The organism is Sphingomonas adhaesiva, assembly GCF_036946125.1.
GTDB lineage: Bacteria > Pseudomonadota > Alphaproteobacteria > Sphingomonadales > Sphingomonadaceae > Sphingomonas > Sphingomonas adhaesiva_A.
Genome location: NZ_JAQIJT010000001.1, coordinates 1,203,019 through 1,224,504 on the forward strand (window position 1 = coordinate 1,203,019; position 21,486 = coordinate 1,224,504).

Below are 21,486 nucleotides of genomic sequence, written 5' to 3' on the forward strand. Positions count from 1 at the left end.
TTTTTATTCGACGCCCGTCACCGCGATCGCGATCTCGTAGGCGCCGGTCAGCGGATCGTGCTGGAGCGTCGAGCGCAGCTGGCGGCTCAGCCCCTCGATCACACGGCCGTAGCGATGCTGCAGGCGGTCGCGCAGCGGATCGTCGTCGACCAGCGCACGCGACGACAGGCGCAGGACCGCGCGCATCTCTTCATTGGCCGGCTTGAGCGATAGCCGCAGCTGGACCTCGGGCGTGCCGACCATCGCGAGTTCGATCAGTTCGGTCACCAAGAAGGCGACCGCCACCGCGACGTCCTGCGTTACATAGAAGGGATCGACGTCGAGCACGATCGCGACGCGCGTCCCCTCCGGCGCGGTGGCGCGGATGCTGGAGGCGAGCTCGCCCAGCACGGCGCGCAGGCCCACGCCGCGATTCTCCTCCATCTCCGCATAATGGTAGCGGTGGACGACCGCGAGCGCGTCGACCCGGCGCTGGATCGAGGCATAGGCCTGCGTCGCCTCCGCACTGCGCGCGCCGCGGGCGTGGAAGTTGATGAGGCTGGCGATGACCTGGAGGTTGTTCTTGACGCGGTGGTGCACCTCGCGCGTCAGCTTGGTCTGGCGCACCAGCCCCTCGGCCAGCCCGGCCTCGTGGATGGCGACGGTGCGGCTGAGCGCGCGGAACGTGTCGCCCAGCTCGCGGATCTCCTGTGCGGGCAGCGCGCGCAGCATCGCCGGGTCGGGCTGGTCGCCCGGCGAATAGGCCGCGATGCTGCCGCGCAGCGCGCGCAGCGGGGCGATCAGCAGCCGATCGACCACGAACCAGCTGATCGCGGCGGCCGCCGCCCACATCAGCAGCGGCAGGACGAGCGCGATGAGCAGCGGGGAGCCGATCGGTGCGCTGCGCACCTGCATCTCCAGCATCAGCCCGTTGATGCCCAGCGCGTTGCGGACGCTCTCGCGCCGCTCCAGCGCACTCTCGCGCTCCAGCGGGTCGAGCGTCAGCCGGTCGTCGCCCAGCGTGAGCGCGGCACCGTAATCGGGCGCGAACCCGCTCGGGCGGCTGATCTGCGCGAGGAACGGCGCCGGGAACCACGCGGCGGCGGTGACGCGGTTGCTGCGACCCGCGATCCGAAGCATCAGCCCGCGATTGTCGACGATCTTGGCGCTGAGCGCGGTCGGGTCCGACTGGCGGGCGAAGGCGGCGGCACCGGGGAAGGGCTCGCCGCAGATGGGACGCCCGCGCCGGTCGAGGATGACGAAGCCGGTGCCCGCGGCGGATTGCTGCGCGAACACGCCCTGCGCGCGGGCGCAGCTGGGCGCGTCGCCCTTGTCGGCCTGCAGCGCGTCGACCGCTACGCGCAGCGCGGTCATGTCGCCGACCAGCTCGATCGCGATGGCGCGGGTGGACTCCGCCGCCGCGACGCGAAGGTGCGAGCGCAGTTCGGTATCCGCGATCTGCGTCACGCGCAGCGTGGCGAAGATCGCGATCAGCGCCAGCGGCAGCAGCGCGATGCTGAGGATGAGGAAGAGCTTGGCGCCGGTCGGCCAGCGCGCGAACATGCCCGGACGCACCGCGGCGGAAGCGGGCGCGTCAGTGGCAGGGGAGGCGGTCACCCGCGATCAGTCGAGCTTGCCGAGCAGCGAGAGCAGGTCGTCGGGAACCGCTTCCTCCACGGTCTTCTGATACACGGAACGCAGCGCCGATCCCATATCCCGGTTCTTCGACTGTGCGACGGCGGCCTTTTTGGGCTTGTCCGGCGCTTTCTTGTCCGACGTCAACGCTTTCCCCCCGAGTGTCCTGCCCAAGACAGCCCAGTCCGGTGGCCGCGAGGGACCGGGTGGAACACGCTGGGAGATCTCCAGTGCTGCCTTGCACGCCAACGCGCGCTTGGCCGATGAAACCAAATATGGCTTCGTTGGTTCCCGACCTGTGCGACGAAAATCGCCGACCGGGGGGAGGCACCTTGCCACGGCCGCGTATTGGTCCACGTTCGTGAAGATTCGGCGGTCGCGCGCACAGGTGCCGACGGCCGCAGGGAGGGCTTTCTACACATGTCGCTCGGACAACAACTCGCGCCACACCTTCCGTTCCTGCGCCGCTACGGCCGTGCGCTGACGGGCAGCCAGGCGCAGGGCGACCGCTACGTTCGTGCCACGCTGGAGGCGATCGTCGCCGCACCGCAGGAATTTCCGCGCGACGTCGATCCCCGGCTGGGCCTGTACCGGACGTTCCAGGCGATCTGGAACTCCGCCAATTACGACGAGGTCGCGCAGGACGAGCCGGCCGAGGAGCAGGAGGCGGTGGCGCGTGCGCGGCTGTCGCGGATGACGCCGCTGTCGCGTCAGGCGCTGCTGCTGACCGCGATGGAGGGCTTCACGCCCGAGGATGCGGCCTATCTGATCGAGGTCGACGCCGCCGAGGTGGACGCGCTGGTCGCCGAGGCGCTGTCGGAGATCGAGAAGCAGACCCGTGCGCGCGTCCTCATCATCGAGGACGAGCCGATCATCGCGATGGATATCGAGTCGATCGTGCGCGACCTGGGCCATGAGGTGACCGGCGTGGCGGTGACCCGCGACGAAGCGGTGGCGCTGGCAATGGAGGACCGCCCCGGCCTGGTGCTGGCCGATATCCAGCTGGCCGACGACAGTTCCGGCATCGACGCGGTGAAGGACATCCTGGCCGAGTTCAACGTGCCGGTGATCTTCATCACCGCCTTCCCGGAGCGGCTGCTGACGGGCGAGCGGCCCGAGCCCACCTTCCTCATCACCAAGCCGTTCCAGCGCTCCACGGTGAAGGCCGCGATCAGCCAGGCGCTGTTCTTCGACGAAAGCACGGTCCCCGCCTGACGCACGGCGACCTGCGCCCGCGCACGGCGGCAACAACGTGGCGGGTCCGTACGTTCGGTACGGACCCAAAACGGTTCAACGGGGTTGTAGGATCATGGCAGACAGCAACGACCGCATCCATCTGGACACCAACGAGGCGCGCGCCGCCACCACGAACGGGCGCGTGCGCTGGATACTGGGCGCATCGCTCCTGCTGGTGATCGTCATCTTCGCTGCGATCCTGCTGTCCTGACGCACATGGCGCCGCTTGCACTGGCCAACCCGGCCGACGATACCTATCTTGCGCTTTCTAATGCCGAACCCGTCGGGGCGGCGTCACCATCACGGAGCGGCATGACCCACAGTCACACGGACGCAGACGATGCGCCGCCCGCGCCGGTGGAGCACGTTTCGCTTTCCGATCCCGAGTTCAAGAAGCAGCTGGCGCTCGTCATCCCGCATCTGCGCGCGTTCGGCCGCTCGCTGTCGGGCAACCGCGATCTGGCCGACGATCTGGTGCAGGAAACGCTGCTGAAGGCGTGGGCGGCGCGCAAGCGCTTCCAGGCCGGCACCAACATGCGGGCTTGGACGTTCATCATCCTGCGCAACCTGTTCCTCAGCCAGATGCGCCGGGCACGGTTCAAGGGCGAGTGGGACGATCTGGTCGCCGACCGCGTGCTCGCGGCACCGGCGAGCCAGGACAAGCACGTCGAGCTGGCGGACATGCAGCGGGCGCTGATGCACCTGCCGCAGCCGCAGCGCGAGGCGCTGATCCTCGTCGGAGCGGGTGGTTTCGCCTATGAGGAAGCGGCGGATATCTGCGGCGTGGCGGTCGGTACGATCAAGAGCCGCGTGGCGCGCGGGCGGGTCGCGCTGGAGGCGCTGATGACCGACGGCGCGCTGTCGTCACGCCGCGACCACGAGGTCGACGCGGAACGCTCGACGCTCGATTCGATCATGAACGAGGTGGACGAACTCAGCCGCGATCGGTGATCCGGTCGCGGGTGGGTGTTCGTTCGATGCGTCGAGGTCGGGGCTTTCCTGCGGGGGCTGATTGAAGCCTGCCGTTTCGGGCCTACATTCTTGCCGCCTCTTCCAGAACGACCTGGTCATTCGAATTCGAAATGCCGCCCATAGGCACCGTCATCCCGAGCCCTTCGACTTCGCTCGGGAGAGCCTTGACCCGGTATCCCGCTTCTCTTCGGCTACCGTGCGAAAGAAGCGGGATACCGGGTCAAGCCGAGTCCTCTGCGAAACTCAGTTCCCTGTTCCCCGGCGAAGGCCGGGGCCCAGCTGGGGGACGGTGATAACAGACGGAAAAGCCACGCCAACTGGACCCTGGCTTTCGCGGGACCTTTGCCAAACGGGCGCAACGGCATCGAGCCCATGCCGTGCTCCTGCGGAGGCAGGAGCCCAGGGCCCAGCACATCAACGCCTTATGGGATCTGCAACCCTGGGCTCCTGCCTGCGCAGGAGCACGGGGGAGTCTTTTGCAAAGGTCCCGCTTTCGCCGGGGCCGAGCTGGGGAACGGCGATAACAGACGGAAAAGCCACGCCAACTGGACCCCGGCTTTCGCGGGACCTTTGCCAAACGGGCGCAACGGCATCGAGCCCACGCCGTGCTCCTGCGCAGGCAGGAGCCCAGGGCCAGGCAGAACAACGCCTTATGGGACCCGCAACCCTGGGCTCCTGCCTGCGCAGGAGCACGGGGGAGCCTTTTGCAAAGGTCCTGCTTTCGCCGGGGGACGGCGAAATTATCGGGCGATAAACGACGTTCGCAGAGGCGTCGGTCAAGCCCCGGGGTGATGGTGAATAATTGAACCTCGGTTCCACCATCTGGCGGCCAACGACCGTCGACCACGGTTGTCGGAGCCTATGCGCTTCGACCTTCCGATCAGCGCCCGACGTGCGCCAGAAGCGCCAGCATCTGCGCCATATCCGACGGCAGCGGCCGGTCGCGGTCGTATGCGGCCTTGAGCGAGGTGCCGAGAACGTCGCCCCGACGCGTCTCCCGTACGACATAGCTGCCGTACGTGCTGGTAGCAGGGGAGGGGTGCGGACGTACCATGTTGCGTGAACGAGCGATCGGATATTAGGTTTCGCCTTCATGACCGTTCTGCCCATCGACCATGCACGCAGGCGCGCGGGCCGGCACGCGCCGTTCCTCGCCGGGCTGATGGCGCGGGAAGAGGCGACCGCGGCGGCGCTGGACGCGGGGGACCTGCCCGTCGGGCGGCGACTGCGGCTGGAGCGGCGGCGCCTCGCGCTCGAGGTCGCGCTCGGCGATCTGTCGGGGACGCTCGACCTGACCGCGGTGACGCGGCGGCTCTCCGACTTTGCCGACCACGCGCTGGACGCCGCCATCGCCGAGGCGATCCGCGAGCGGGTGCCCGGTGCCGAACCGCGGGGTTTCGCCGCGATCGCGCTCGGGAAGCAGGGCAGTCACGAGCTCAACTATTCGTCGGATATCGACCCCATCTTCCTCTACGATCCCGCGACGCTGCCGCATCGCGCGCGCGAGGAGGTGGCCGATGCCGCGGTGCGCATCGGGCGGCGGGTGCTGGAACTGCTGCATGCGCGCGACGGCGACGGTTATGTGGTGCGCGTCGACCTGCGGCTGCGCCCGTCGCCGGAGATCACCCCGATCGCGATCCCGGTCGATGCGGCGATCGCTTATTACGAATCGCAGGCGCTGCCGTGGGAGCGCGCCGCCTTCATCCGTGCGCGGGCGGCGGCGGGGGACATGGCGCTGGGGCAGCGCTTCCTGGATACGATCCGCCCCTTCATCTGGCGCCGTAGCCTCGACTTCGGGGCGGTGGGCGAGATCCTGGACATCACGCGCCGCATCCGCGACCACCACGCGCAGGGGCAGGCGTTCGGCCCTGGCTTCGACCTGAAGCGCGGGCGCGGGGGCATTCGCGAGGTCGAGTTCTTCGCGCAGATCCACCAGCTGATCCACGGCGGGCGCGACGCCGCGTTACGCGCGCCGGCGACGCGCGACGCGCTGGCCGCGCTGGCGGCGGCGGGGCGGATCGAGCCCGCAGAGGCGCAGGCGCTGGCGCAGGCCTATACGCTGCTGCGGACGATCGAGCACCGCGTCCAGATGATCGACGATCGCCAGACGCACACGCTGCCCGACGCAGAGGCGCTGGACCATGTCGCGCGGCTGCACGGCGTGGCCGACGGGGCGGCGCTGCTCGCCCTGCTGGCGCCCCATGTCGCGCGCGTCGCCGCGATCTTCGACCGGCTCGCGCCTGCCGAGACACCCGCGCTGCCGCGTCACGGCGACCGGCTGGCCGAACGGCTGGGGACGGCGGGGTTCGCCGAGACCGACGAGGCGGTGAAGCGGGTCGCGACGTGGCGCGAGGGGCGCTATCCGTCACTGCGCAGCGCGGCGGCGCAGAGCGCGCTGGAGGCGGTGCTGCCCGGACTGATCGAGGCACTGGCGCAGGCGCCGGTGCCGCTGGTGGCGCTCAACCGGCTCGACCGGCTGCTGGAGCGATTGCCGAGCGCGATCAACATCTTCCGTCTGCTGGAGGCGCGCCCGGCGCTGGCCGCGCTGCTGGCGGCGGTGCTGAGCCATGCACCGACCCTGGCGGAGGAGCTGGCGCGGCGCCCCGATCTGCTCGACGGGTTGATCGACGCGAGCGCGCTGGCCCCGGTGGGGACGGTCGAGGAGCTGGCGGCGGAGATGCGCCGCACCGAACGCGGCGCGGATTACCAGGCGCTGCTGGAGCATGTCCGCCGGGTGGTGGGCGACAAGAGATTCGCGCTGGGCGTGCAGATCGTGGCGGGCGCGGCCGATCCGCTGGCGGTGGCGGGCGGCTATGCGCGGGTGGCGGAGGCGGCGGTCGAGACGCTGGCCAGCGCGGCGACGGCGGAGTTCGCGCGTGCGCATGGTAACGTGCCGGGCGGAGAGCTGGTCATCCTGGCGCTCGGGCGGATGGGCGGGGCCGCGCTGACCCACGCCTCCGACCTCGATCTCATCTATCTCTTCACCGGCGATTTCTCGGCCGAATCGGATGGCGCACGCCCGCTCGGCGCGACGCTGTACTTCACGCGGCTGGCGCAGCGGGTGACCGCGGCGCTGTCGGTGCCCACGGCGGCGGGGCCGCTCTATGCGATCGACACGCGGCTGCGGCCGAGCGGTGCGCAGGGGCCGCTGGTCGTCACGCTCGACAGCTTCGCACGGTATCAGCGCGAGGAGGCGTGGACGTGGGAGCATATGGCGCTGACCCGCGCGCGACCGATTCACGGTTCGACCGCAGCGCGCGCCGGGGTGGTGGCGATCGTCGCCGAGGTGCTGGAGGGCGCCCGCCCGCCGCGTGACGTCGCCGCCGATGCGCAGGCGATGCGCGCCGAGATGGCGCGGCACAAGCCACCGCAGGGGGCGCTCGACGCGAAGCTGCTGCCGGGCGGGCTGGTCGACCTGGAGTTCGCGGTCCACACCGCGCAATTGACGCGGCGCATCGCGTTCGACCCCGACCTGGCGCGCGCGATCGATGCGCTGGCGGCGGCGGGGGCCTGTCCACCGGCCCTGCGCGCGGCGCACGACCTGCTGACGCGGCTGCTGGTGACGGTGCGGCTGGTGGCGCCCGATGCGGGCGAGCCGGCGGCGGCGGCGACGCGGGCGCTGATCGCGCGCGCGCTGGGGCTGGACGACTGGCCGATGGTGCTTGCCAGGCTGGACGCGGTGCGCAAGACGGTCGCGGATTTCTGGCAGGAGAGCGCGACATGGACACCCTCCCCGACGTGACCGCGACCGGCGTCGACGGGCAGCCGTTGCGGCTGGCCGACCTGCCGCGCCCGCTGGTCGTCTATTTCTATCCCAAGGACGACACGCCCGGCTGCACCCGCGAGGCGCAGGATTTCTCCGCGCAGGCCGATGCGTTCGCCGCGGCGGGCGTGAGCGTATTGGGCGTGTCGCGCGACACCGTCGCCAGGCATCGGAAGTTCGTGGCGAAGCACGATCTGACGGTGCCGCTGGCGAGCGACCTGGACGGCAGCGTGACCGAGGCGTTCGGGGTGTGGGGCGAGAAGCAGCTCTACGGCAAGACCTACATGGGGATCGAGCGCGCGACGTTCCTGTTCGACGGGGACGGCCGGCTGGTGCGCGAATGGCGCAAGGTGAAGGTGCCGGGCCATGCCGAGGCGGTGCTGGAGGCGGCGCGCGGACGATAGTCCGACAACGCTGTACCGTGCGGATTCGCGCGGGTTCGGCGCCTTCGTTCATCGGCGATTCAACGACTCAGCCCGCGTCGGTGGCGGTTCGACGCGCGCCGGGGCGAATGCTCTTGCCCCGTTAACCTTTCTCCCGGCACATCGGCGCCTGTCCACGGGGCCATCTCAAGGGATGGGGGTGTCTCGCGGTCGTGTTCGCAGAAATGGGGGCCATCGGGCGTGATCCGGCGGCTGCAATCCTGATCTTCCTGGGGTCCGATGAACCTTTCTTCCTCCACGCCGGCAGCGCGCCCGTCCGACCGCCGCCGCAGCCGCACGCTGATCGTCCACAATGGCCGCCGCATCCGCCTGAACGGCGTGGCGCATGGCGCGCTGGCGGCGGGCGGCGCGATGCTGCTGGGCTTCGCCGGCTACGGCGCGGCGCAGGCCGCCGGCCGGGTCGAGCCGACCGAGACGGCGCAGCGGCTGGCGCAGATGGAGGGCAAGGTCGCGCGGATGCAGGCGAAGGTCGCGACGATCCGCGACGCCGCGACATTGCATGCCAGGCGGATCGAGCAGCGCCAGTCGCTCCTCGCCGCCGCGCTGACGGGGCAGGGCGAGGCGAAGGAGCTGGCGCTCGCCACCTTGTCGATCGACCCGCAGGCGACCCGCGTCGCCGCCGAGACGATTCGCCCGTTCCTGAGCATCGAGCAGCGCCAGGCGCAACTGGCGGAGGTCGCGGAGCGGCAGCTGGTCGAGCGCTATGCGAAGACCACGAAGCAGATCCGCCAGCTGGGCATTTCGCCGACGCGCATCGCCCGGGCGGGTGCGAGCGCGATGGGCGGCCCGCTGATCGAGGCGACCAGCGTCGAGGCGCGCGCCGACATGGCGGCGGACCAGCAGTTCCGTTCGCTGTTCAACACCTGGAAGAAGCTCGACCGGCTGGAGCAGGGCGTGATCGCCATCCCCAGCGTGCAGCCGGTGCAGAAGCTGCAGTTCACCAGCAATTTCGGGATCCGTTCCGACCCGTTTCGCGGCACCGCGGCGATGCATGCGGGGGTCGATATTCCCGGCCCGACCGGCACCCCGATCTACGCGACCGCCGACGGCATCGTCAGCCACGCCGGGCGGCAGGGCGGCTATGGCAATATGGTCGAGATCAACCACGGGAAGGGCATCGCGACCCGCTACGGCCATCTGTCGAAGATCGTGGTCGGCGACAACACCCGCGTGAAGCGCGGGCAGCTGATCGCGCTGATGGGTTCGACCGGGCGCTCGACCGGGCCGCACCTGCATTACGAGGTGCGGATCGACGGCCATGCGGTGAACCCGGTGCCGTTCCTGACCACCGCCGATTACCTGATGGCGGCGCAGGATCGCGCCGTGGGGCAGATCCCGGTGTCGACGACGGGGCCGGCGCCGCAGGACTGATTTTATCGCGACCAGGCGAAGATTCCGGGTTCGCGCAGAGCACGCAGAGGACGCAGAGTGGTGGCGTTCGTTGGGACGTCTCGCGTCAGCGAAAGCAATCTGTCTGCCGAACGATAGGGTGTCGCGATGGACGCGCGAACAGGGACGTCGTTGCGTCCTCTGCGTGCTTTGCGCGAACCGACCCCCTTCGCGGCTTGGCGTCTTCGCGTGAACCCGTCTTCCCCTGACCTGCCGGACACCCTATCTCCCCGTCATGGCTACGCTCGCACCCGATATCATCCTGACCCCCTCCGCCGCCGCGCGCGTGGCGGCGATTGCGGCGAAGCAGGGCAAGCCCGCGATCCTGCGACTGTCGGTCGAGGGCGGCGGGTGCTCTGGGTTCCAGTACAGGTTCGGCTTCGCCGACGCGCCGGAGGCGGGCGACATCGTGGCGGAAACGGATGGCGTGCGGCTGGTGGTCGACGACGTCAGCCTGGACCTCGTGCGCGGGGCGAGCGTCGATTACGTCGAATCGCTGGGCGGTGCGTCGTTCAAGGTGGACAATCCCGTCGCCGCCAGCGGTTGCGGCTGCGGGACCAGCTTCTCGGTCTGAGGACCATTCCCGACGCCCGCCATTGCGACTAGATGCGGGCGGATGAAGATCGTCACCTACAACGTCAACGGCATCAAGGCGCGGCTGCCGCGGCTGATCGAATATCTTGCCGAGCAGCAGCCCGACGTGGTGTGTCTGCAGGAGCTGAAGTCCAGCGACGAGACCTTCCCCGAGGCGGACATCCGCGCGGCCGGTTACGGCGCGGTGTGGCATGGGCAGAAGGGGTTCAACGGCGTCGCGGTGCTGGCCAAAGGTGCCGACCCGGTCGAGCGCCAGCGCGGACTGACCGGGGAGCCGGAGGACGAGCATAGTCGCTATCTGGAATGCGAGGTCTTCGGGCTGACGGTCGCGTCGATCTATCTGCCGAACGGCAATCCGCAGCCGGGGCCGAAGTTCGACTACAAGCTGCGCTGGATCGACCGGCTGCGCGCGCGCGCGCTGGAATTGCTGGCGGCGGAAGTCCCGGCGATCCTGGCGGGCGACTATAACGTGATACCGAACGACGACGACGTCTTCTCGGTCAAGGCGATGGCGTCCGACGCGCTGATGCAGCCGGAAAGCCGCGCCGGCTATCGCGCGCTGGTGGCACAGGGCTGGACCGACGCGCTGCGCACGCGACATCCGCGCGGCGGCGTGTGGACCTTCTGGGACTATCAGGCGGGCGCGTGGCAGCGCGATGCGGGGTTCCGCATCGATCACCTGCTGCTGAGCCCCGCGGTGGCGGACCGGCTGGCGGAGGCGGGTGTGGACAAGGACTATCGCGGGCGCGAGAAGGCCAGCGATCATGCCCCGACGTGGGTGACGCTGCGATGACCTGGCGCCCGCTCCTGCTGCTGCTGGGCGCCGTGGGGGCGATGGTCCCGATGATCGCGGCCGCGCAAGGGGATGACCCGATCCGCTTCTGCCCCAATCGTCCGTCGCTGGGGGCGAGCGGGTGCACGACCCTGCCGGGACAGGTCCAGATCGAGATGTCGAGCCTCGACTGGGAGCGCGGCGACGATGGCGAGACGCGGACCGATACGATGCTGGCAGGCGACATCGTGGCGCGCTTCGGCGTGGGGCCGGCGACCGAGCTTCAGCTGGGCTGGACCGCGCTGGGGGGCGTGCGGATGCGCGACCGGACGAGCGGCGCGGTGACGCGGCAGAACGGTGTCGGCGATGTCACGCTGGGCGTCCGGCAGGCGCTGAGCGGTCCGGACGGCAAGGGCCTGTCGAGCGCGCTCCAGCCCTATGTCACGCTGCCGGTCGGCGGCGGGGCGATCGGCGCGGGCGACTGGTCGGCGGGCGTGGTGGTGCCGGTGGCCTATGCGATCGACGACACATGGTCGGTCGATTTCACCGGCCAGCTGGCGGCGCAGGCCGATCAGGACCGTCACGGCCGTCACGTCGACGTCAGCGGCGTGGTCGGGCTCGGCTATGCGCTGACCGGGTCGCTGACCGCGGTCGCGGAGTTTTCGGTCGAGCGCGACGACGATCCCGCGGGGGTCACCACGCCGATGCTGGGAGCGGCCTCGCTGGCGTGGCAGCCGGGCGCACACACGCAGCTGGACGTGCTGGCGGTGGCCGGGTTGAACCATGACGCGCCTGACCTGCGGCTGGTGCTGGGCGGGGCGGTGGGATTCTGACCGAAAGTTGGCGCGGCACGCCGCTAGTTGGTGTATTGCCTTGCTAACACGGCTGCAAGTTTAGCACTAAGGCATTGTGAATCAACGATAAGATAAACTGGCACGCGGCCTGCAATGCATCCCGTGTCCCGACGATGGGACGAGGGAGAAGCATCATGAAGGCCATTGTCATCACCGCCGCGCTGTCCAGCCTGTTCGCCGTCTCGGCCGCGAGCGCCGAGCCGATCGTCGCGAAGCCCGCCGCCGATGCGCAGGTCGAGAAGGTCGCTGCCACCCCCGCGAAGCGCGACGCGAAGACGCTCTATTGCTACGAGCTGGAAAGCACCGGCACGCGCATCACGAAGCGCAGCTGCCGCACCCGTTCCGACTGGAAGGCCGTCGGCGTCACCGTTCCCGCGAACCTGTGACGCGGGATGAGGGGGGTCACCTCATGGCACCGGCCGATGCGGCCGGTGCCGCCCCGCGTTCGCCGCGACGACGGACTACAGCGTGCGTTCGTAGATCTGGTACACCTTGTTGACGCGGCTTTCGATCGCGGTGGCGATCGAGTTCATCCCCTGGTTGTCGTCCAGGATCCAGCCGATCTCGCCGCGTGAGGCACCGTAGTTCGCCACCGACGCCCGCCGGATCGCCTCGATCAGCATGAAGGCCAGCTGGCTCGCCAGCCGCGACGATTGCAGGTCCTTCACCACGCCCATCAGGGGCACGCGCATCGTCCGCACCCGGGGCTTGCGCAGCCACCACAACAGCCTGGCCCAGCCGAACGGGAGCAGATGCCCGTTCAGCGGCGCGATCGCCTCGTTCAGGTCGGGAAGGGTAATCATGAAGGCGACCGGACGCCCGTCGAGCTCGGCGATACGGATCAGGTCGTTGAAGACGATCGGTTTCAGCTTGACCCCGACATCCTTGATCTCGGGCGGGGTCAGCGGCACGAAGCCCCAATTGTCGGACCAGGCATCGTTGAGGATCGAGAGGATGATCGCCGCCTCCTCCTCGAACTTGCGCTTGTCGACCTCGCGGACGACGATGCTGGGGTTCTTCTCGCCGGAGCGGATGATCCGCTTCACCAGCGGGGGAAATTCCTGCGTGATGTCCAGTTCGTAGGTCTGGAGCTGCTTGACCGGCAGATAGCCCGCACGCTCGATCCAGCCGCGATATTCCGGCCGGGCATGGCCCATCATCACCGTGGGGGGATGGTCGTAACCCTGGATCAGCAGGCCCGGCTCCTCCCAGATCGACTGCGAGATCGGGCCGAGCGCGCGGGTCATTCCCTTGCCGCGTAGCCAGTCCTCCGCCTGCGCGAGCAGCGCGGCGAAGACCTGCTCGTCCTCCGCCTCCATCAGCCCCCATTGCCCGACGCCCGGGCCGAACCCCTGCGCCGCGGGCATCGTCAGCGCCAGCGTGTCGATATGCGCGGAGATTCGCCCGACGACCCGGCCGTCGCGATGCGCCAGGAACAGCTGCGCCTCGGCATGGCTGTACCAGCCGTTCTTCTCCGGCGTGATGAGGCCCAGCGCCTCTCCCTTGAGCGGCGGCACCCAATGGGGATCGTCGCGATAGAGGCGGAAGGGCAGGTCGACGAAGGCCTTGCGATCGGCCCTGGTGGTGACGGGGGTGATGGTCAGCGCGGTCATGACGTCGGCCATTAAACGTTACAATCGATCATGGCGAGCGAGCTTTTGCGCTGCATCAAGGCGGCGCGGACCTGTGATCGTCACCGTCTCGCCACTATGTACCGGCAATGGAAAATGCCATGACGACCACGATGACCCTCGATCGCGAGGCGGCAGCCCCGGCGGCGCCGCGCCCGCGGATCGCCGACGATCGCGCCATGCTGAAGGCGGCGGCGGAGCTGACCCGCGACCTGGTCCATCCGCGTCCCGGCATCTATTGGGCCGACCTGATCGCCTCCTCGGTGGTGGGCTATGGCGCGCTGGCGGCGGCGGTGACGCTCGCCTCGCCGGTCTGGGCGGTGGTGGCCGGGATCGTGTCGGTGCTGGCGCTGTATCGCGGCATGAGCATGATCCACGAACTGACGCATGTGAAGCACGCGGCCCTGCCGGGTTTCCGCACCGGGTGGAACGCGCTGATCGGCGTGCCGATGATGATCCCGTCGTTCATGTACGAGGGCGTGCATAACCTGCACCACGCACGCACCCGCTACGGCACGTCGGAGGATCCCGAATATCTGCCGCTCGCGCTGATGAAGCCGTGGACGCTGCCGGTCTTCATCATCGTGTCGATGCTGGCGCCTGTCGGATTGCTGATCCGGTTCGCGATCCTGTCGCCGCTGTCGTGGCTGTCGCCGCGGCTGCGTCAGACGGTGGTGGCGCGCTATTCGGCGCTGTCGATCAACCCGTCGTTCCGCCGCCGCATGCCCGAGGGCGACGAAAAGCGCCGCTGGACGGTGATGGAGGTAGCGACCAGCCTGTGGGCGATCGCGCTGCTGGCGGCGACCGCGACCGGCGTGCTGCCGCTGAAGGCGTTCCTCGTCTTCCTCGCGGTGGGGTCCGGCGTCGCGCTCATCAACCAGGTGCGCACGCTCGTGGCGCATCTGTGGGAGAACGAGGGCGAGGTGATGACCGTCACCGCGCAATATCTCGATTCGGTCAACGTGCCGCCGCCGGCGCTGCTGCCGGTGGTGTGGGCGCCGATCGGGCTGCGCTATCATGCGCTGCACCATCTGCTGCCGGGCGTGCCCTATCACGCGCTGGCGGAGGCGCACCGCCGTCTGTCGGGGGTGCTGGAGCCGGCCTCGCCCTATTACAAGGCGAACTATGCCGGGCTGCCGGGGCTGGTATGGAAGATCGGGCGATCGACGATGGGGCGGCGGTAAGCGGTCACCGAGTTCCGGCGGAGGCCGGAATTCGGGGCCACGCGAAACAGCGATCGTCCGCATCCCTGGCCCTGGGCCCCTGCGGGCGCAGGAGCACTATTCCTCGGTCCTGAGCAGCACCGCCTCGCCGATCAGCAGGAACAGCAGGAACGGCGCCCAGGCGGCGAGGAACGGCGGGTAGGCGCCCAGATTGCCCATCGACAGCGCGAACTTGTCGGCGACGAAATAGGCGAAGCCCAGCCCCATCCCGATCACCGCGCGGACGAACAGCGCGCCCGACCGCGCGATGCCGAAGGCGGCGACCGCGCCCAGCAGCGGCATCAGCACCGACGACAGCGGGCCGGACAGCTTGTGCCACAGCACGCCCTCCAGCGCCTTGGTCGGGCGTCCGGCCTCCGACAGGTCGCCGATCGCCTCGCGCAGCCCGGCGAAGGACAAGGCCTCGCCATCGACGCTCGACAGCGTGAACTGATCGGGCGTCACGCCGCGGCCGACGATCGTCGCGCCCATCCGCGTCACCGCGCCCGACGCCACGTCGAAGCGCTTGGCGGGCCAGATGCGCCAGCCGTCGCCGTCGCGCACGCCCTGCGGCGCCGCGATCAGCCCCCGCAGGCCGCCGTCCGCGTTACGCTCGTACACGGTGACGCCGCCCAATTGCGCCGCATTGCCGCGCCCGGCGATGCGGTCCGCCTGAATCAGGTCGTCGCCCGCGCGCACCCACACGTTGGTCCGGTCGCCGCGATCGACGGGCAGGGGGCCGTAGTTCACCTTCTGCCACGCGCTCAGGTTCGCGGTGGCGCGCGAGACGATGCGGTCGTTGAACGCGAAGGTCAGGAGCGCGACCCCCAGGCTGGCGGTGACGAGCGGCGCCAGCACCTGATGCGCGGACAGGCCGCCCGCCTTCAGCGCGATGATCTCGCTGTTGGCGTTCATCGTGATGAGCGTCAGGATCGTACCCAGCAGGACCGAGAAGGGCAGGAAGGTGGAGATGATCTGCGGCACGCGCAGCGAGACGTAGCGCCAGATCTCCGCATCGCCGTTGCCCGCGGTGGCGAGGATGCGCCCGCTTTCGCTCAACAGGTCGAGCGTCTGGAGCACCAGCACAAGCCCGGCCAGGATGCCGAACGTGCGCGTCAGGAACAGCCGCGCCATGTAGAGCGCGACGGTGCGCGACGGGAAGAAGCTGGTCATGCGCGTGCCTCCCGCGCGCGGCGTCCGGGCAGATAGCGGATCAGGAGCGCCCAGGCCTTGCCGAAGAAGCGCTCCAGCGCGCCGATCGGCTGGCCGCCGGGGACATGCGCGATCGTGTGGTACATCCACAGCGTGATCCCCGCGAAGACCGCGAACGGCACCCACAGCGCGATCAGCGGATCGACCGTTCCCAACTCGCCCAGCGACGCGGCATATTGGTTGATCTTGTGATAGGTGACGACGATCACGATCGACAGGAACACGCCCAGCGCCGAGGTCGAGCGCTTCGGGGGTACGCCCAGCGCGACCGCGAGCATCGGCAGCAGGAACATCGACGCGACCTCCGCCATGCGGAAGTGGAATTCGGAGCGGCTGGCATCGCGCAATTCCTGGCTCGCCGTCGGGGAGCGGCCGATCGTCGCCAGCTCGGGCAGCGTATATTCCAGGTTCGCGCCGCCGCGGGTGCGGAAGCTCTCGAACTTCGGCAGGTTGATCGGCAGGTCGTGCGCGGTGAAGGTCAGCGTGCGCGGGGTCGCGAAGTCCTTGCGGTTGTGGATCAGCGTGCCGTTCGTCAGGCGGAAGATGATGACATTGGGGTCGTCGGTCGCCAGGAACTGTCCGCGCTCCGCGGTGACGCCGACCCAGTCGCCCTGGGGCGTCTGCGCATGGACGAAGATGCCGGACAGCGCGCGCCCGCCCTCCTGGCTGCGCTCGATCCGCAGCGTCATGTTGTCGCCCAGATGCGCGAATTCGCCGACCTTGATCGATGCGCCGAGCGCGCCGGTGCGCAGCTCGAAGCGCAATTGCTCGTAGGCGTAGCGCGCCTTGGGCTGGATATAGCCGACGATCGCGATGTTGAGCGCGGCGAGGACGATCGCGTACATGTATGGCACGCGCAGCAGCCGGCCGTAGCTCATCCCCACGCCGCGCATCACGTCCAGCTCGCTCGACGTGGCGAGGCGGCGGAAGGCGAGCAGGATGCCCAGCATCAGCCCGATCGGGATGCCCAGCCCCAGATATTCGGGCAGCAGGTTGGCCAGCATCTTCCACACGACCGCGACCGGCCCGCCCTCCGTCACGACGAAGTCGAGCAGGCGGCCGATCCGGTCGAGGATCAGCAGCATGGAGGCGATCAGCAGCGTGGCGAACAGCGGCAGCGCGATCAGCCGGGCCATGTAACGGTCGATCGAGGGCATGAAGGGTGCGCGTCGCCTGTGGCCGGGGGAAGGGGTCCGCCCGGCTATACGCACCGCGCCGCCCGGCGTCAGCACCCGATTTGCACGGCTATTCGGCGGCGACCTGTTCCGGCGCGAGCGGAGCGGACGGGGCCGCCGCCGCGGCGCGCGATACGGCGGCCTCCAGCCCCGCCAGCGTGAACGGCTTGCGCAGCACGGGGCGACCGCCCAGGTCGATCGCGCTGCCCGCGCCGCCGGCGAATCCGGTGACGAAGAGGACGGGGACCCGCGCCATGTCCTCGGGAAGGGCCGCGATCATCTCAGGCCCGGTCAGGACCGGCATCATCACGTCGGAGATGATGAGATCGATGGCGGCCATGCCCGCCAGCACGCTGCGCGCCATCAGCGGATCGTCGCACGCGACGGGCCGATGCCCCAGCTCGGTCAGCGCCTCCATCGTCGCGGACAGGACGCGGGTATCGTCCTCGACCACCAGGATCGACAGCCCCGCCGCGACCGTAGGCGTCAGGATGGGGACGACGGGCGCCGCCGGTGACGCGGGGGTCGCCGCCGATGACGGGGGCGGGACCGGCGCCGGGGCCGGGGCCGGCGCCGCGCCTGCGCCCGGGGCGGGCGGCGCGAGCGGGCGCTCGGCGGTCCGATCGCGCGGCAGCAGCAGCGTGACGGTGGTGCCGCTGCCGACGACCGACGCGATCGTCACGTCGCCGCCGACCTGCCGCGCGAAGGCGAAGGTCTGGCTCAGTCCCAGTCCGGTGCCCTTGCCGACCGGCTTGGTGGTGAAGAACGGCTCGAACACGCGTTCGATCACCTCGGGCGCGATGCCGCAGCCGGTGTCGCTGACCGCGATCGTCAGGAAGTCGCCCGCCGGGCGGCCGGTGCTCTCGTCCGCCTCCAATGTCGTCTGGTTGGCGACGATCGTCAGCGTGCCGCGCCCCTGCATCGCGTCGCGTGCATTGACTGCCAGATTGACGATCGTGTTCTCCAGCTGGACGCGGTCCGCGCGCGTCTTCCAGCCGCCGCTCGAATCGCGGAAGGTGACGGTCACGCCGGTTCCCAGGGTCCGCCGCAGCAGGTCGCCCAGATCGCCGAACAACCACGTAGCGCCGATCGGCTCCGGGTTGATCGCGGTCTCCCGCGCGAAGGCGAGGAGGCGGCTGGTCAGCGCCACGGCGCGCCGCGCGCCGTCATGCGCGCTCTCCAGATGGCGCGCGGCCTCGTCCGGCGCGGTCGCCAGATGCCGCTGCGCCAGCTCCATCCCGCCCAGCACCACCGCCAGCATATTGTTGAAATCGTGCGCGATGCCGCCGGTCAGCTGGCCGACGGCCTCCATCTTCTGCACCTGGCGCAGCTGCGCCTCCTGCGCGCGCAGCTCGTCCGTCGCCTTCTCCACCGCGGCGGCGAGTTCGTCGGCGCGCTCGCGCTCCTTGTCGGCCATGTCCTCCGCCAGCGCGCGCTGCGCCAGCGCCTCCACCATCAGCCAGCCCATCGCGATCGCGCCCAGCACCAGCAGCACGCCGAACACCGCCAGCACCTTGGCGATCGTGTTCGACCGCTTGATCGACGCGAGGGCGTGCGAGGTGCGATATTCGAGCAGCTGGCGCTCGTCCGCGATCAGCAGGTTCAGCGTGCGGTTGATCTGCCCGAGCGATTCGGTGCGGCGCAGCTGCCAGTAGCGCGACAGCGCCTGATCGTTCTTGCCGTAATTGGTGGCGAGCGCGGTCTCCGACAATTCGCTGCCGCGCTTGGCGAAGGAGCGGCGCAGGTTGCTGAGGTGCGACGTCTGGTGCCGGTTATCGCGCGTCAGCTGCTGCAGCCGGTCGATCACCGCGGCGGCGCGCCGCCAGTCCTGATAGTATAACGCGCCCTGCTGCTGGTCGCCGGAGATGACGAACCGGCCGAGCGACGCCTCCGATCGCGCGATGACGCCTTGCAGCGTACGCGCCATCACCATCACGTCGTAGCTGTGTCGCTGCGCCTCCAGCGCGCGGTCGCGCTGACGATCCGCGTCCGCCAGCGTGAACACGATCGCGGCCAGCGTGGCGACGCCCGCCGCCGCCAGCACGCCCAGCGCGATCGAACGCCACGCCGACGCCAGACGTCTGCGGGGTTGTTCATCGACGAGGGAACCTACGCTCACACCGCCGATTGTAACAAATCGCCTTCGATCCGGGAAGGGGGCCGTCAGGCGATGGCGCCGGCGTATGTCCCCGCTTTGGCAAACATGTCGATGATCCGGTCCAGCTGCCCGTCCTCGTGCTCTGCACAGAGCGAACAGCGCAGCAGGAACATGCCGGCCGGGGTCGCCGGGGGGCGTGCGACGTTGACGTACAGCCCCGCCTCCAGCAGCGCCTGCCACATCACCACGGCCTGCTCCTGATCCTCCAGGATCACCGCGACGATCGCCGAATCGGGTGCGTCCGTCCCCAGCCGGAAGCCCAGCTGCTTCAGCCCGCCGTGCAGGCGCCGCGCGTTGCTCCACAGCCGGGCCCGCTTCTCGTGCGCGGTCATCAGCTTGCGGACCGAGGTCGCCGCGGTGGCGACGACCGACGGCGGCAGCGAGGCGGTGAAGATATAGGGGCGGCACGACAGCCGCATCGCCTCGAACTTGGGATGGTTGGAGATGCAGAAGCCGCCGACCGTGCCGACCGATTTCGAGAAGGTGCCGATCACGAAATCGACGTCGCGGCCCAGCACCAGCCCCTGATCCTCGTACACGCCGCGGCCATGCTCGCCGAAGAAGCCCATCGAATGCGCCTCGTCGACCAGCACCATGGCGCCGTGCTTCCTGGCGACCGCGACCATCTCCTTCAGCGGGGCGATGTCGCCGAGCATCGAATAGACGCCCTCCAGCACTACCAGCTTGCCCGGTTCCTTCGGCAGCCGGCCGAGCCGCTTGTCGAGGTCCTCGACCGAATTGTGGCGGAAGCGGACGACCTCGGCATCGCCCATCTTGCAGCCGTCGTAGATCGAGGCATGGCTGTCGGCGTCGAGGATGACATATTCGCCGCGCCCCGCGATCGTCGAGATCGTGCCCAGGTTCGCCTGATAGCCGGTCGAGAAGACCATCGCGAAATCCGCGCCGTAGAATTCCTTCAGCGCCTCCTCCGCCTCGACATGGTCGCGGAAGGTGCCGTTGAGCATGCGGCTGCCGTTGGTGCCGCTGCCGAACTGCTCCAGCGCCGCGCGCCCGGCGGCGATGACGTCGGCGTCGAACGTCATGCCCATGTAATTGTAGGTGCCGAGCAGGATCGTCTCGCGCCCCTTGATGACCGCGGTGGTCGGGCCCAGCACGCGCTCCATCACGATCCCGAACGGATCGCGCACGCCCGACGCCAGCAGCGCCTCGCGCTCCGCGATCAGGGGATCGAACTTCGAGAACAGGTCGCGCTCCGGCGCCACGGGGGCGGCATTCGCGGGGAGCGCGTCGGCGGCGAGCCCGGCTTCGGTCATGACGGTCAGCCCCTCAGCTTGGCGACGGCATCGGCGAGCTGGCCCACCGTCTCGATCTCGGCCTGCATGTTCATCGTGATGATGATGTCGAACTCGTCCTCGATCGCGGCGACGAAATCCATCACGGTCAGCGAATCCCACTCCAGGTCGCCCTGGAAGGTCGTCGTCTCGGAGACGGCGATGCCCTTCTTGTTGAAGGGTTCGATCTGCGCGATCACGGTGTCGAGGATGGCGGTGCGGTCGGTCATGGCGTGCGTCGTGGCCTTCAAATGCGGCGGTTCTCGGGCCGCGCTATAGCAACCCGTGGGCACGATACCATCGCGCCGTCTCCGCCATGCCGGTATCGAGCGGGATCTGCGGGGTCCATAGCGCGGGCGGCGGCCGTTTCGCCGGGTCGGCGGTCCAGTCGGGATGGAGCATGTAGGAAACGCGGTCGGCGGTGAGCTTGGCATGCCCGCGGCGCAGCAGCCGGTCGGCACGCGCGGCGGTGCGCAGCAACGCGGCGGGGAGGGGGATGGCCCTAGCCCGCCGTCGCCCGACACCCCGCCCGATGGCGGCGGCGAAGTCGGCGTAGCTCAGCGGCCCGGCGGCGTCCTCGGGCTCGTAGATCGTCCGGTCGCCGGGTGCGGTGGCGAGCGCGAGGAGCAGTCGGGCGAGGTCGTCGGCGTGGATCACCGACAGCCGCCCCGCGGGCGGTACCGGCACCACGCCCAGGCGCGCGGCGCGGAACAGGTCGCGCTGCTCCAGGTCGCCGGGGCCGTAGACGCCGGGCGGGCGGACGATCGTCCAGTCGAGATCGCTGGCGCGAACCACGTCTTCCGCCCCCGCCTTCGACCAGCCATAGATCGACAGCGCGGGCTCGCGCGCGGCGAGCGAGGAGACGTGGACGAAGCGACGCACCGCCCAGACACGCGCCGCCTCCACCACCGCGGCGGTGCCGGCGATGTTGGCGGCGACGAAGGCATCGCGGTCGGGCGCGTTGACCGCGCCTGCGATATGGACGACCGCATCGGCGGTGGAGACCAGTTCCGACAGCGCGGCGGGATCGTCCAGCGCACCGGCGATCCACGTCACGCCGGCGCGCTCGGGCTGGGGTCGGCGGGCGAGGGCGCGGACCTCGTCGCCCCGCGCCAGGGCGCGTTCGATCGTGCGACCGCCGACGAACCCGGTGCCGCCGGTGATCGCCCAGATCATCGC

The 21,486-nt window shown here is 69.6% G+C and carries 21 protein-coding genes; 11 read left to right on the forward strand and 10 right to left on the reverse strand.

What is annotated here, in order from left to right:
* Positions 1 to 3: 3 nt before the first annotated feature.
* Positions 4 to 1,542, reverse strand: coding sequence for a sensor histidine kinase (locus PGN23_RS05735; RefSeq protein ID WP_335301865.1), 1,539 nt, complete (start codon positions 1,540 to 1,542; stop codon positions 4 to 6).
* A 60-nt stretch (positions 1,543 to 1,602) separates the two neighbouring features.
* Positions 1,603 to 1,761: a NepR family anti-sigma factor gene (locus PGN23_RS05740; RefSeq protein WP_335301866.1), complete on the reverse strand. Its 159-nt coding sequence runs from the start codon at positions 1,759 to 1,761 to the stop codon at positions 1,603 to 1,605.
* 273 nt (positions 1,762 to 2,034) lie between these two features.
* On the opposite strand from PGN23_RS05740, the gene PGN23_RS05745 reads away from it, so the two are divergent.
* The 3 genes from PGN23_RS05745 to PGN23_RS05755 all read left to right on the forward strand — a co-directional run bounded on the left by PGN23_RS05745 (position 2,035) and on the right by PGN23_RS05755 (position 3,801).
* The gene (locus PGN23_RS05745; RefSeq protein ID WP_335301867.1) at positions 2,035 to 2,829 is read left to right on the forward strand and encodes a response regulator; all 795 of its coding nucleotides are present in this window, start codon (positions 2,035 to 2,037) and stop codon (positions 2,827 to 2,829) included.
* Between the two features lie 94 nt (positions 2,830 to 2,923).
* Positions 2,924 to 3,061 (forward strand): hypothetical protein, encoded by a 138-nt coding sequence (locus PGN23_RS05750; protein ID WP_335301868.1) that lies wholly within the window; start codon positions 2,924 to 2,926, stop codon positions 3,059 to 3,061.
* 101 nt (positions 3,062 to 3,162) lie between these two features.
* Positions 3,163 to 3,801, forward strand: a complete 639-nt coding sequence (locus tag PGN23_RS05755) for a sigma-70 family RNA polymerase sigma factor (protein WP_335301869.1) — start codon at positions 3,163 to 3,165, stop codon at positions 3,799 to 3,801.
* 901 nt (positions 3,802 to 4,702) lie between these two features.
* On the opposite strand, the gene PGN23_RS05760 is transcribed toward PGN23_RS05755, so the two are convergent.
* The gene (locus PGN23_RS05760; RefSeq protein ID WP_335301871.1) at positions 4,703 to 4,876 is read right to left on the reverse strand and encodes a hypothetical protein; all 174 of its coding nucleotides are present in this window, start codon (positions 4,874 to 4,876) and stop codon (positions 4,703 to 4,705) included.
* 39 nt (positions 4,877 to 4,915) lie between these two features.
* Between PGN23_RS05760 and PGN23_RS05765 the strand changes: the two genes are divergently transcribed.
* The 7 genes from PGN23_RS05765 (at position 4,916) to PGN23_RS05795 (ending at position 12,023) form a co-directional block, all read left to right on the forward strand.
* Entirely contained in the window at positions 4,916 to 7,564 is a 2,649-nt protein-coding gene (locus PGN23_RS05765; RefSeq protein ID WP_335301873.1) for a bifunctional [glutamine synthetase] adenylyltransferase/[glutamine synthetase]-adenylyl-L-tyrosine phosphorylase, read from the forward strand.
* Positions 7,543 to 7,989 carry a peroxiredoxin gene (locus tag PGN23_RS05770; RefSeq protein WP_335301874.1) on the forward strand — a complete coding sequence of 149 codons (447 nt, stop codon included), beginning with the start codon at positions 7,543 to 7,545 and terminating at the stop codon, positions 7,987 to 7,989. The genes PGN23_RS05765 and PGN23_RS05770 overlap by 22 nt, the downstream gene beginning before the upstream one ends.
* A 258-nt stretch (positions 7,990 to 8,247) precedes the next feature.
* Entirely contained in the window at positions 8,248 to 9,399 is a 1,152-nt protein-coding gene (locus PGN23_RS05775) for a M23 family metallopeptidase (protein WP_335301876.1), read from the forward strand.
* Positions 9,400 to 9,652: 253 nt separating this feature from the next.
* Positions 9,653 to 9,991 carry a HesB/IscA family protein gene (locus tag PGN23_RS05780; protein ID WP_335301893.1) on the forward strand — a complete coding sequence of 113 codons (339 nt, stop codon included), beginning with the start codon at positions 9,653 to 9,655 and terminating at the stop codon, positions 9,989 to 9,991.
* Positions 9,992 to 10,033: 42 nt separating this feature from the next.
* Positions 10,034 to 10,804 (forward strand): exodeoxyribonuclease III, encoded by a 771-nt coding sequence (gene xth, locus PGN23_RS05785; RefSeq protein ID WP_335301895.1) that lies wholly within the window; start codon positions 10,034 to 10,036, stop codon positions 10,802 to 10,804.
* Entirely contained in the window at positions 10,801 to 11,616 is an 816-nt protein-coding gene (locus PGN23_RS05790) for a transporter (RefSeq protein WP_335301896.1), read from the forward strand. The genes xth and PGN23_RS05790 overlap by 4 nt, the downstream gene beginning before the upstream one ends.
* Before the next feature lie 155 nt (positions 11,617 to 11,771).
* The gene (locus tag PGN23_RS05795; protein WP_335301898.1) at positions 11,772 to 12,023 is read left to right on the forward strand and encodes a hypothetical protein; all 252 of its coding nucleotides are present in this window, start codon (positions 11,772 to 11,774) and stop codon (positions 12,021 to 12,023) included.
* A gap of 75 nt (positions 12,024 to 12,098) precedes the next feature.
* Here the strand turns inward: PGN23_RS05795 and PGN23_RS05800 are convergent, their stop codons facing one another.
* Positions 12,099 to 13,250, reverse strand: a complete 1,152-nt coding sequence (locus PGN23_RS05800) for an N-acetyltransferase (RefSeq protein ID WP_443019724.1) — start codon at positions 13,248 to 13,250, stop codon at positions 12,099 to 12,101.
* A gap of 119 nt (positions 13,251 to 13,369) precedes the next feature.
* Here PGN23_RS05800 and PGN23_RS05805 point away from each other — a divergent pair, with 119 nt between their 5' ends.
* Positions 13,370 to 14,452, forward strand: coding sequence for a fatty acid desaturase family protein (locus PGN23_RS05805; protein WP_335301901.1), 1,083 nt, complete (start codon positions 13,370 to 13,372; stop codon positions 14,450 to 14,452).
* A gap of 96 nt (positions 14,453 to 14,548) precedes the next feature.
* Here the strand turns inward: PGN23_RS05805 and lptG are convergent, their stop codons facing one another.
* From lptG to PGN23_RS05835, 6 genes are all read right to left on the reverse strand, one after another.
* Complete coding sequence (gene lptG, locus PGN23_RS05810) at positions 14,549 to 15,643, reverse strand: LPS export ABC transporter permease LptG (protein ID WP_335301902.1); 1,095 nt, start codon at positions 15,641 to 15,643, stop codon at positions 14,549 to 14,551.
* Positions 15,640 to 16,818, reverse strand: a complete 1,179-nt coding sequence (locus PGN23_RS05815) for an LptF/LptG family permease (protein WP_443019725.1) — start codon at positions 16,816 to 16,818, stop codon at positions 15,640 to 15,642. Before PGN23_RS05815 ends, lptG begins: the two co-directional genes overlap by 4 nt.
* A gap of 109 nt (positions 16,819 to 16,927) precedes the next feature.
* A complete protein-coding gene (locus tag PGN23_RS05820; protein ID WP_335301904.1) occupies positions 16,928 to 18,976 on the reverse strand; it encodes an ATP-binding protein in 2,049 nt (682 codons plus the stop codon).
* Positions 18,977 to 19,020: 44 nt separating this feature from the next.
* Positions 19,021 to 20,289 carry a serine palmitoyltransferase gene (spt, locus tag PGN23_RS05825; RefSeq protein WP_335301905.1) on the reverse strand — a complete coding sequence of 423 codons (1,269 nt, stop codon included), beginning with the start codon at positions 20,287 to 20,289 and terminating at the stop codon, positions 19,021 to 19,023.
* A 5-nt stretch (positions 20,290 to 20,294) separates the two neighbouring features.
* Positions 20,295 to 20,537 carry an acyl carrier protein gene (locus PGN23_RS05830; protein WP_335301906.1) on the reverse strand — a complete coding sequence of 81 codons (243 nt, stop codon included), beginning with the start codon at positions 20,535 to 20,537 and terminating at the stop codon, positions 20,295 to 20,297.
* Between the two features lie 43 nt (positions 20,538 to 20,580).
* The gene (locus tag PGN23_RS05835; protein ID WP_335301908.1) at positions 20,581 to 21,483 is read right to left on the reverse strand and encodes an NAD-dependent epimerase/dehydratase family protein; all 903 of its coding nucleotides are present in this window, start codon (positions 21,481 to 21,483) and stop codon (positions 20,581 to 20,583) included.
* Positions 21,484 to 21,486: the final 3 nt, after the last annotated feature.